The 10,242-nt window shown below is 70.5% G+C and carries 10 protein-coding genes and 1 riboswitch; of the genes, 4 read left to right on the forward strand and 6 right to left on the reverse strand.

The window, feature by feature from the left end; all coding sequences use genetic code 11:
* The first annotated feature begins 159 nt into the window (after positions 1–159).
* The gene (locus QN350_RS12860; RefSeq protein WP_322137928.1) at positions 160–621 is read left to right on the forward strand and encodes a hypothetical protein; all 462 of its coding nucleotides are present in this window, start codon (positions 160–162) and stop codon (positions 619–621) included.
* 96 nt (positions 622–717) lie between these two features.
* Here the strand turns inward: QN350_RS12860 and QN350_RS12865 are convergent, their stop codons facing one another.
* From QN350_RS12865 to QN350_RS12875, 3 genes are read right to left on the reverse strand one after another with little or no spacing between them, the layout of a single operon-like run.
* Positions 718–2,103, reverse strand: a complete 1,386-nt coding sequence (locus tag QN350_RS12865; protein ID WP_322137929.1) for a DUF445 domain-containing protein — start codon at positions 2,101–2,103, stop codon at positions 718–720.
* Positions 2,104–2,113: 10 nt separating this feature from the next.
* Positions 2,114–3,052, reverse strand: a complete 939-nt coding sequence (locus QN350_RS12870; protein WP_322137930.1) for an aldose 1-epimerase family protein — start codon at positions 3,050–3,052, stop codon at positions 2,114–2,116.
* Positions 3,053–3,061: 9 nt separating this feature from the next.
* A complete protein-coding gene (locus tag QN350_RS12875; protein ID WP_322137931.1) occupies positions 3,062–3,889 on the reverse strand; it encodes a DeoR/GlpR family DNA-binding transcription regulator in 828 nt (275 codons plus the stop codon).
* A gap of 97 nt (positions 3,890–3,986) precedes the next feature.
* Here QN350_RS12875 and galT point away from each other — a divergent pair, with 97 nt between their 5' ends.
* Both galT and galK read left to right on the forward strand, forming a co-directional pair.
* Complete coding sequence (gene galT / locus QN350_RS12880; RefSeq protein ID WP_322137932.1) at positions 3,987–5,147, forward strand: galactose-1-phosphate uridylyltransferase; 1,161 nt, start codon at positions 3,987–3,989, stop codon at positions 5,145–5,147.
* Positions 5,144–6,304, forward strand: a complete 1,161-nt coding sequence (gene galK / locus QN350_RS12885; RefSeq protein ID WP_322137933.1) for a galactokinase — start codon at positions 5,144–5,146, stop codon at positions 6,302–6,304. The genes galT and galK overlap by 4 nt, the downstream gene beginning before the upstream one ends.
* A 138-nt stretch (positions 6,305–6,442) precedes the next feature.
* On the opposite strand, the gene QN350_RS12890 is transcribed toward galK, so the two are convergent.
* Positions 6,443–6,931, reverse strand: coding sequence for a YbaK/EbsC family protein (locus QN350_RS12890; RefSeq protein ID WP_322137934.1), 489 nt, complete (start codon positions 6,929–6,931; stop codon positions 6,443–6,445).
* 160 nt (positions 6,932–7,091) lie between these two features.
* On the opposite strand from QN350_RS12890, the gene QN350_RS12895 reads away from it, so the two are divergent.
* On the forward strand, positions 7,092–7,628 hold the full coding sequence (locus QN350_RS12895; RefSeq protein WP_134561609.1) for a gamma carbonic anhydrase family protein: 537 nt from the start codon (positions 7,092–7,094) through the stop codon (positions 7,626–7,628).
* Between the two features lie 147 nt (positions 7,629–7,775).
* Here the strand turns inward: QN350_RS12895 and QN350_RS12900 are convergent, their stop codons facing one another.
* Together QN350_RS12900 and glyA are read right to left on the reverse strand one after the other, a co-directional pair.
* On the reverse strand, positions 7,776–8,657 hold the full coding sequence (locus QN350_RS12900; RefSeq protein WP_322137935.1) for a bifunctional methylenetetrahydrofolate dehydrogenase/methenyltetrahydrofolate cyclohydrolase: 882 nt from the start codon (positions 8,655–8,657) through the stop codon (positions 7,776–7,778).
* 168 nt (positions 8,658–8,825) lie between these two features.
* Positions 8,826–10,124, reverse strand: coding sequence for a serine hydroxymethyltransferase (glyA, locus tag QN350_RS12905; RefSeq protein WP_322137936.1), 1,299 nt, complete (start codon positions 10,122–10,124; stop codon positions 8,826–8,828).
* Between the two features lie 24 nt (positions 10,125–10,148).
* Positions 10,149–10,238, reverse strand: a riboswitch (ZMP/ZTP riboswitch).
* Between the last annotated feature and the right edge of the window lie 4 nt (positions 10,239–10,242).

The raw sequence follows: 10,242 nt of genomic DNA on the forward strand, positions 1-10,242 counted from the left end.
GCGACCGCCCGGGGAATTCCCGGGGAGCACACAGCGTTGACACGGTCAGCACTCGGGCTCAGCCGCCAGACTTGTCGCTCCGCAGTCGCGCCACGCGCGCTGCGGGCACACAGCGGAGCGGGAGCTGCGGGGTGACGCGACAATTCAAGGAGGTCGCACGTGGAAAGAATCAACGAAGAAGTCGAGACCGAGACCGGCACGATCGAAAAGTATCGCCGGCACGCGAACGGACGCGGACTGGTTTCCGGCGGGGCACGGGTCGACCCGTCCGCCTTCATCTCCGGAACGGCGTACGTCGAGAGCGGAGCCAGGGTGGGGGCGGACGCCTGGATCGGTCCGGGCAGCTGGATCGATCACAACGCCCTCGTCGGGGCACGGGCCTTCATCGGCCAGAACGTGCACGTCGGCGTCGACGCCGTGATCGGCGCGGCGGCCCGTCTTGGAAGCCACTCCCGGATCGGCGACGGCGCCCGGGTACAGAGCGGAGCGGTGATCGACCGCGATATCCGGATCCCGGCGGGCGGCATCGTGACCGCCGCCGCACACGCGCAGGCACGACCGGCCGGGACGCGGCATCCGCTCGATGCGGAAGCGCCGGCGCGTTTACGCCGCGCCGCCTGAGCCGGACCGTGACCGGGCGAGGCCCCGACCGGGCGACACCGGTCGGGGCCTCGCCGCGTCGGGCCGCGGAGGCTCCGCTCTGCTCGGGCGCTCGGTTTAGAAGAGGGTGACGGCAGCCTGGGCGATCGCGAAGATCGCGAGTCCAGCGAGGGAGCCGACGACGGTGCCGTTGATCCGGATGTACTGCAGGTCGCGGCCGACCTGCAGCTCGATCTTCTCGCTCGTCTCGGCGGCGTCCCAGCGTTCGACGGTTTCGGTGATGACCCCGGCGAGCTCGTCGCGGTAGGTGCGCACGAGGTAACTCGCCGAATCGGCGATCCAGCGATCGATGCGGCCGCCCAGTGCGCCGTCGCCGGCCAGCCGCTCGCCCACCTCGATCAGGGTCGCCCGGATGCCGTCCCTCAGGTCGCTCGCCGGGTCACCGAGCGACGCCGCCAGGGACACCTTCACGGCTTCCCAGGTCTCGCTCGCGAACTCGCGCAGGCGGGCACTGTCCAGGAGCTCGAGCTTGAGGGTCTCGACCCGGTTGATCATCGCCGGGTCGTGCTCGAGGTCGTCGGCAAGCTCGACGAGGTAGCGGTCGATGGCCTCACGAAGCGGATGCGCGGCATCCGCCCGCACCGAGGCGACGAACCCGAGCACCTCGCGATGCGCCCGGTCGTCGACGAGACGGTCGACGAAGCCGGGGAGCCAACCGGGCAGCCGCGCGGACACGGCCCGTCCGAAGGCCTCCGGGTGTTCGTGCAGCCAGCCCTCCGCGCGGTCGAGGAGCAGATCGACGACGGCGTGTTGCTGCCCGGAGGCGAGAAGCCGCGCGCCGACCCTGCCGATCGGCGGCGCCCACTCCGGGCGCACGAGGTGCTCGCGCGCCACGGTCTCGATGAGGTCCTTGATCGCGTCGTCGCTCAGGAGGGTGAGGAGCCCAGTGCCGGCGACGGCGATCTCATCGGTGAGTCTGCGGGCGTTGTCGGGCTGTTTCAGCCAGGTACCGAGCCTCCGGGACACGCCGATCGAGCCGAGTTTGCCGCGGACGACCTGCTCGGAGAGGAAGTTGGTGCCGACGAATTCGCCGAGGCTTGCGCCGATCTCGTCCTTCCGGCTGGCGATGATGTTGGTGTGCGGGATGCGCAGGCCGAGCGGATACCGGAACAAAGCGGTCACGGCGAACCAGTCGGCGAGGGCGCCGACCATGCCGCCCTCGGCGGCGGCCCTGACGTATTGCAGAGCGGGAATACGATCCTGCAGTGCGAACGAGACCGCGAAGACGAGCGCCATCAGCACGAGCAGGGCCAGGGCGAGCCGCTTCATCCTGACCAGGGCGACGAGCCGGGCCGCGTCGGCTGGGCTCAACACGGCGGCGCGGCGCGGCCGGCTGCCGCGGGGCTTCGGCCGACCGGGTGCCGACGAGCCTGCTTTCGGCTGGCGTGGCGTCGACGGGCCGGATGTCGGCTCGCCGGGCTTCGGTTCGCGCGTGAGCGCCATGGATGCGAGCCTAGGCCTGGAATCCGGTCGGGCGGATGGCCCAGCGCACGGTCCAGGATTCGTCGGGTGCGAGCCAGCGGAGGCCGGCCCCCGAGTTGAAGGCGTCGGCCGGCGCGGTCATCGGCTCGATCGCGACCGCGCGGCCAGGCACGGGGCTCACCTCGTCGCTCGCCGTGACGGGGAACTCGGTCGGAGTGAAGACCTGCACGTACCGCATGTTCTCGTCGCCCCAGACTGTGACCCTGCGGCCGTCCGGCGCGGTGAGGGAATGCTCGCGTCCGGCGCCGCCGAAGGCGTCGTCGAGCGCGAGGTCGGCGACGCGCACGCCGGCGCGAAGGTCGTAGCCGGTGCCGTCGACCGGGGTGTCGACGCCGGTCGGGTTGAGCCGGGCATCCACTTCGAGGTGGGTCGCCGCGTCGACGCGCAGGACGAGTTCCTCGGTGGGGACGTCGCCGATCTTGACGTACGGGTGGACGCCGATGGCGATGGGGGCGCTCTCGGCGCCGACGTTGTGCACGGTGTGGGTGACCTCGAGGCCCGTGTCGGTGAGGGCATATGTCACGGTGGTGTCGAGCTGGAACGGGAAGCCGGACTGCGGGAACACGGTCGCGGCGAGGGTCACGGCTGACGCGTCGCGCTCGACGAGGCGGTACGGGGTGAAGCGGAGGAGTCCGTGGATGGCGTTGTTCAGGAGGGGCTCGGTGATGCTGAGCTGCTGACGCTCCTCGCCGTGTAGCCAGGTCCCGTCCTTGATCCGGTTGGGCCACGGCACGAGCACGATGCCGGCGGACATCGGCGGCTCGACCGCCGCAGCGAAGGACTCCACGAGGTCTATTCCGTTCAGGGTATAGGCCCGGATCCCCGCGGCGACCTCGGTGATCGTCGCGGTGGCCCGCCCGTCCGGGGTCTCGTTCGTGAGTTCGTACTGGGTTCCGGTGGCTGCGCGCATGGGACCAGCCTATTCGCCCTGGAGCACGGTCAGCCCTGCCTCGCGGAGCCGGGCCAGCGCGTCGGGGTGCGCGGCGGCATCCGTCAGCAGGGAATCGAAGGCATCGAGGGCGCCGATCCTGCCGAGGTGCACCCGGCCGAGCTTGGAGCCGTCAGCGACCACGATCGCGCGGGTCGCCGCCTGGAGCATGAGCGTCTTGATCCCGGCTTCGGGCAGGTTGATGTTCGTGACGCCTCCGGTCACGTCGACGCCGTTGCAGCCGATGAAGGCGAGGTCGGCGTGCACCTGGCTGAGCACGGTCGCGGCGAGCGGCTCGACGAGGGAGTGCTGCAGGGGTCGGAGCGAGCCGCCCGTGACGATCACGGTGAAGCGCGGGATGGCGGGCTCGAGTTCGAGGGCGATGCTGAGCCCGTTGGTGATCACGACGACGTCGTTCAGGTCGGTGCGGGCGAGCAGGGCACGGGCGATGGCGAGGCTGGTCGTGCCGACGTCGAGGATCACGCTCTGGCCGCTCTCGACGAGCGATGCGGCGAGCGCTCCGATCTGCTGCTTCGGGATCACGGATGCCCCGAGCGACTCTTCGAAGGAGGGTTCGGTGTCCGCCGCGAGCGTCGACCCCGGCGCCTGGGCGGGCACCGCTCCCCCGTGCACCCGGTGCACGAGGCCCGTCGCCTCGAGGGCGTCGAGGTCGGCGCGCGCGGTGACCCCGGACATGCCGAAGGCCTCGCGCAGTTCGCTCACCCGCACGAATCCCCGTTCGTCGACGAGCCTTCGGATCTGTTCCCTGCGCTGGTGCTGCGGGAGCAACTCTCGGTCGGCGGGCAGGTCGGATGTCATCTCCCTATCTTCGCTTACTTTCTTTTGGTTATCAATCAGAAACCACTGGTTTCGGTTGCGCAGATCCGCTAACGTGGGAAGGGTTATGGACACCGTCATGGACAGCGCAGGCTTCGTCGCCGCACCCGGAATCACCCGTCACCACCACACCCTGGCCGACGGCCGGGACCTCATCTACTTCGACGACCCGGACACGCGGCTCTCGCCCGAACGCGCCGCCGATACCCGCCAGCTCGACCCGCGCCCGCCGACGGCGAGCATGCGCCAGGACCCGCTCAGCGGCGAATGGGTCTCGATCGCCTCCGCACGCCAGAATCGGGTGTTCCTGCCGCCGGCGAACCTCGACCCACTCGCGCCGTCGACGCCGGAGAACCCGAGCGAGGTGCCGAGCAACTACGACGTCGCCGTGTTCGAGAACAAGTCGCCCTCCTTCGGCCCGCTGCTGACCGATGCGAACGCGCCGGCCGGGCTCGCCGAGCTCGCCGAGATCGGCCTCGAGCGCACCCGCACCTCCGTCGGACGCTGCGAAGTCGTCTGCTTCAGCCCCGAGAACGAGGGCTCCTTCGCGAGCCTCTCCGTCACCCGGGCGCGCACCGTGATCGAGGCCTGGGCCGAGCGCACCCACGTGCTCTCCCAGTTGCCGGGCATCCAGCAGGTGTTCCCCTTCGAGAACCGTGGCGAGGCGATCGGCGTGACGCTGCGGCATCCGCACGGCCAGATCTACTCGTACCCGTACGTCACCCCGCGCACCCAGCGCGTGATCGCCTCGCTCGAAGCCTACGGCCCGACTCTTTTCGCCGACGTGCTCGCAAGCGAGCAGGCCGCGGACCGGGTCATCATCCGCGGTGAGCACTGGACCGCGTTCGCACCCTTCGCGGCCCGCTGGCCCATCGAGGTGCACATGCTGCCGCACCGCCAGATCCCCGACTTCGCTGCGACGAGCCTCGCCGAGCGCGACGAGCTCGCCGTGCTGTACCGGCGCCTGCTCCGCGGCATCGACGCGATCTACTCGACCCCGACGCCGTACATCGCGGCCTGGCACCAGGCCCCGGTGCAGACCCACCGTGACGACATCCGGCTGATGCTGCAGGTGACGAGCCCACGCCGGGCGGAGGACAAACTCAAGTACCTCGCCGGATCGGAAGCCGCGATGGGGGCCTGGATCGGGGACGTCACTCCCGAGCAGGCCGCTGCGGGCATCCGTGCCGCCGTTGAGCGTTCGATGACGGCGGATGCCGCGAGCGAGGCCCGCGCATGAGCGCCCTCGATTCCGCAGCCACCGCCGGCTTCGCCAAGCGCTTCGCCGGCGAGCCGGACGGCCTCTGGTCCGCGCCCGGCCGGGTGAACCTGATCGGGGAGCACACCGACTACAACGACGGCTTCGTGCTTCCATTCGCGATCGACCGGCGCACCGTGATCGCGCTGGCTGCGCGGAGCGACCGGCTGATGCGGGTGGCGAGCTCGTTCTCCGACGAGATCGTCGAGGTCTCCCTCGACGGGCTGAGCCCCCACATCCTCTCGGGCTGGTCGGCGTACCCGCTCGGAGTCGCCTGGGCACTCGGCGAATTCGGGGCTCCACTCCAGGCCGTGACCGGCTTCGACGTGTACATCGTCTCCGACGTGCCGATCGGGGCGGGACTCTCGTCGTCCGCAGCCATCGAGAGCGCCATCGCTGTCGCGCTGAACGACGTCTGGGCCCTCGGTTTCGACCGGCGCACCCTCGCCAGGGTCGGCCAGCTCGCCGAGAACCGGGCCGCCGGCGCGCCGACCGGCATCATGGACCAGTCGGCTTCCCTACTCGGAGAGAAGGACTCCGCGGTATTCCTGGACTGCCGCACACTCGAGTCCGAGGTCGTCCCACTCGGCTTCGATACCGCGGGACTCGAACTGCTGATCATCGACACGAAGGTGAGCCACGAGCACTCGTCCGGAGGGTATGCCTCGCGCCGGGCATCCTGCGAACTCGGCGCCCGCCTGCTCGGCGTCGACTCGCTCCGCGACCTCGGGGTCGTCGACCTCGCGCGGGCCGCCGAGCTGCTCGACGACGAGACGTTCCGCCGGGTGCGGCACGTGATCACCGAGAACCAGCGGGTGCTCGACACCGTGCGCACGCTGCGCGAATCCGGCCCCGCCGCGATCGGCGCGCTCCTCGACGCCTCGCACACCTCGATGCGCGACGACTTCGAGATCTCGGTACCCGAGCTCGACCTCGCGGTCGTCGCAGCGCGCGGCGCGGGCGCCCTCGGGGCGCGGATGACGGGCGGCGGCTTCGGCGGCGCCGCGATCGCACTCACCCCGCACGAGCTCATTCCCGCGGTGACCGCCGCGGTGCGCTCCGCATTCGCGGACGCCGGGTTCGCAGCCCCGGACACCTTCGTGGTGCGCGCGGCGAACGGCGCCGGCCGCGAGGGCTGACGGTCCCGCGGCACGGCACACCCCTCAGTTGCCGAGTGTCGCCGATCCTGCCGAGATGACCCGGCTGACCGGCGACACTCGGCGGCTGCGGCGACACTCGGCGGCTGAAGCGGCGCGGCGACCGGGAACCTGCCGGAGTTATACCGGTTCGGGCGGGGTGACCGGGGTCGGCGTGCCGCCCGTGATGCGGAGCAACTGGGCGAAGGTGGTCGGGAAGACGGTGTGAGCGTGGCCGGCGGCCGCCCACACCTCGGGATACCCGGCCAGGTCCACGTCGACGAGGGTGCGCAGCGGCGCCGGGTGCCCCACCGGCGCGACGCCGCCAATGACCTGCCCGGTCGCGCTCTTGACGAGTTCCTTCGACGCCCGGCCGATCGCACCGCCGAGCCGTTCGCCGAGCCAGGCCGTGTCGACGCGGTGCGCCCCCGAGGTCAGCACGAGCAACGGCTCGCCGTCGAGGGTGAAGACGAGGGAGTTGGCGATCCCGCCCGGCTCGATGCCGAGCGCGTCGGCGGCCTGCTGCGCGGTCGTCGCGGCCCCGTCGAGCCAGCGGATGTCCGGAGCCAGACCGAAGGCGGCAAGCGCCTCCCGCACGCGGTCGACGGCGGGGTGTGCGGTGTTCACCATCCGGCCAGCCTAGCCATGGCATCCGCTTCCCGCCCGGCCCGGTGCATATTCCTGCACATTCCTCGCGGCGCCGGGAAGCCGCTGAAACACTCGGCGGCCGGATTCCGGGCACGGAATTTGCAGGAGTTATGCCAAGGGACGGCGCACTAGGCTGGCGCGTATGACTGCCGACAGCGCCGCCCGCATCATCACCCTGCCCGACCGCCCGGGGCCGAGCATCGCGGACTCCGCGTTCGTCGCCCCCGGCGCCGTCCTCGTGGGGCATGTGATCCTCGCCGAACACGCGAGCGTCTGGTACAACTCGGTGCTGCGCGCGGAGGCGGAACCGATCCGGATCGGCGCGGGCTCGAACCTGCAGGACAACGTTTCCTGCCACGTCGACCACGGCTTCCCGCTCATCGTCGGCCGGGACGTGTCCGTCGGGCACGGCGCGGTGCTGCACGGCTGCGTCGTCGAGGACGGCGCGCTGATCGGGATGAAGGCGACTGTGCTCAACGGCGCCGTGATCGGGACCGGTTCTCTCGTCGCGGCCGGGGCCGTCGTGCTCGAGGGCACGATCGTGCCGCCGTACTCGCTCGTCGCGGGGGTCCCGGCCAAGGTGCGCCGACCCCTGACGGACGCCGAGGTCGCGGGCATCCGCCAGAACGCCGCGAATTACCTCGACCACGCCGCCCTGCACACCGCCGCCCTCGCCTGACCCGCCCGGGACGGCCGGGCCGGTTCCGTGAGGTGTCGCATATCGACGTTAAACGTCGACGCGAAGGTCGATATGCGACACCTCAGCGATCACGCGAGCGTTTCCCGAGGCGCGACGCGGCGGGTGCTGGGAAGCGCGGGGGCCGGGCTAGAGCAGGGCGCGCTCGGCGGCCTTGACCACGTTGCCGAGCAGCATGGCGCGCGTCATCGGCCCGACGCCGCGGGGATTCGGTGAGAGGTAGCCGGCGACCTCTGCGACGTCGGGGTGTACGTCGCCGGTGAGGGCGCCCTTGCCGGTGACCGGGTCGACCTGGCGGGTGATGCCCACGTCGAGCACCGCGGCACCCGGCTTGATCCAGTCCGCCTGGACCAGGTGCGGCACACCGACCGCGGCCACGACGATGTCCGCGCGGCGGACCTCCTCCGGCAGGTCGACCGTGCGCGAGTGGGTGAGCGTGACGGTCGCGTCCAGGCCCTTGCGGGTGAAGAGCAGGCCGAGCGGCCGGCCGACGGTGAGCCCGCGGCCGATCACGACGACCTTACGGCCGACGATCGGCACCTCGTAGCGGCGCAACAGCTCGACGATGCCCGCCGGCGTGCACGGCAGCGGAGAGCTGAGCTTGCCTTCGATGCCGAGCACGAGCCGGCCGAGGTTGGTCGGGTGCAGGCCGTCCGCGTCCTTGGCCGGGTCGATCAATTCGAGCATCGCGTTTTCGTTGTTGCCGACGGGCAGCGGCAACTGGATGATGTACCCGGTCACCTCACGGCTGGAGTTGAGGTCCTTGATCGCGGCGCGGACATCCGCCGTCGTCGCCGAGGCGGGCAGGTCGATGCGGATCGACTCGATGCCCACTTCGGCGCAATCGCGGTGCTTGCCCGCGACGTACGAGCGTGAACCCGGGTCGTCGCCGACGAGCAGGGTGCCGAGCCCGGGAACGATCCCGTGCGCGCGCAGTTCGGCGACGCGGGCGATGAGTTCGGTCTTCACGGCGGACGCGGTTGCGACGCCGTCGAGGATGATTGCCGTCATGGGTGATCCAATCGTTTGGTGCTTTCGAGCGCAGTTGATCTCCGCGTTCGCCGAACCAATTCGACGGAGTTTCTGAGCGAAAGACCCGAAAACGGGTCTCCCACGTGATTCTCTTGCAGAAACTCCGTCGAATTCGTCAGGGGTGGGGGTGCAGGGTGAGCGTGTGGGCTACTGCTGCAGGCCGGGGTAGAGCGGGAAGGCCTCGGTGAGCGTCTTGACCCGGGCGCGGAGCGCCTGCACGTCGGCGCCGGGCTTGAGGGCCTCTGCGATGACGTCGGACACGACGGTGAACTCGGCATCGTCGAAGCCGCGGGTCGCGAGGGCGGGCGTACCGATCCGCAGTCCGCTCGTGACCATCGGCGGGCGCGGGTCGAAGGGCACCGAGTTGCGGTTGACCGTGATGCCCACGTCGTGGAGGGCGTCTTCGGCCTGCTGGCCGTTGATCGGCGAGTTGCGGAGGTCGGCGAGCACGAGGTGCACGTCGGTGCCGCCGGTGAGCACGTCGACGCCGGCGGCGCGCGAGTCGTCCGCTGTCAGGCGGGCGGCGAGGATGCTGGCGCCGCGCAGGGTGCGCTCCTGGCGTTCCTTGAACTCCGGCTCTGCCGCGAGCTTGAACGCGGTCGCCTTGGCGGCGATCACGTGCATGAGCGGGCCGCCCTGCTGGCCGGGGAACACGTTCGAGTTGAGCTTCTTCGCGAGCGCGGTGTCCCGGGAGAGGATGAAGCCGGAGCGGGGGCCCGCGAGGGTCTTGTGCACGGTCGAGGACACGACGTCGGCGTACGGCACGGGCGACGGGTGCAGGCCGGCGGCGACGAGCCCGGCGAAGTGCGCCATGTCGACCCAGAGCAGGGCACCGACCTCGTCTGCGATCGCGCGGAACGCGGCGAAGTCGAGGTGGCGGGGGTATGCGGACCAGCCGGCGATGATGACCTTCGGCTTGTGCTCGATGGCCTTGTCGCGGACGACGTCCATGTCGACGAGGAAGGTGTCCGGGTCGACGCCGTACGCGACCGGGTTGTAGAGCTTGCCGGAGAAGTTGAGCTTCATCCCGTGGGTGAGGTGGCCGCCGTGGGCGAGCTCGAGGCCGAGGATGGTGTCGCCGGGCGTTGCGATCGCGGAGAGCACGGCGGCGTTCGCCGTGGCGCCGGAGTGCGGCTGCACGTTCGCGTATGCCGCTCCGAAGAGGGACTTCGCCCGCGCGATCGCGAGCTCCTCCGCGACGTCGACGAACTCGCAGCCGCCGTAGTAGCGGCGCCCCGGGTAGCCCTCGGCGTACTTGTTGGTGAGCACGGAACCCTGCGACTGCAGGATGGCGCGCGGCACGAAGTTCTCGCTCGCGATCATCTCGAGGTAGTCGCGCTGGCGACCCAGTTCGAGCTCGAGAACGGCGGCGATCTCGGGGTCGACGACCTCGAGCGGCTCGTTGAAGGTGGAATGCAGCGTGGTGCCAGGCACAGATTCGGACACGGGTCTCCTCAGACTTGAATTAATCGTCGTGGCCCAGGCGTGCGGCCACTAACCGTGTCAGTCGCTCCCCGATGGTGACCCATCTTTCGTGCTACGCCAGTTGCGACACGGAAATCAT

This window comes from Cryobacterium sp. 10I5 (assembly GCF_035019865.1).
Classification (GTDB): Bacteria; Actinomycetota; Actinomycetes; order Actinomycetales; family Microbacteriaceae; genus Cryobacterium; species Cryobacterium breve_A.

Coding starts and splice junctions, on each gene's coding strand:
- QN350_RS12865 (WP_322137929.1), bottom strand. CDS start 2,103: ATGGCGCTCACGCGCGAACCGAAGCCCGGCGAGCCGACATCCGGCCCG.
- QN350_RS12870 (WP_322137930.1), bottom strand. CDS start 3,052: ATGCGCGCAGCCACCGGAACCCAGTACGAACTCACGAACGAGACCCCG.
- QN350_RS12875 (WP_322137931.1), bottom strand. CDS start 3,889: ATGACATCCGACCTGCCCGCCGACCGAGAGTTGCTCCCGCAGCACCAG.
- galT (WP_322137932.1), top strand. CDS start 3,987: ATGGACAGCGCAGGCTTCGTCGCCGCACCCGGAATCACCCGTCACCAC.
- galK (WP_322137933.1), top strand. CDS start 5,144: ATGAGCGCCCTCGATTCCGCAGCCACCGCCGGCTTCGCCAAGCGCTTC.
- QN350_RS12890 (WP_322137934.1), bottom strand. CDS start 6,931: ATGGTGAACACCGCACACCCCGCCGTCGACCGCGTGCGGGAGGCGCTT.
- QN350_RS12895 (WP_134561609.1), top strand. CDS start 7,092: ATGACTGCCGACAGCGCCGCCCGCATCATCACCCTGCCCGACCGCCCG.
- QN350_RS12900 (WP_322137935.1), bottom strand. CDS start 8,657: ATGACGGCAATCATCCTCGACGGCGTCGCAACCGCGTCCGCCGTGAAG.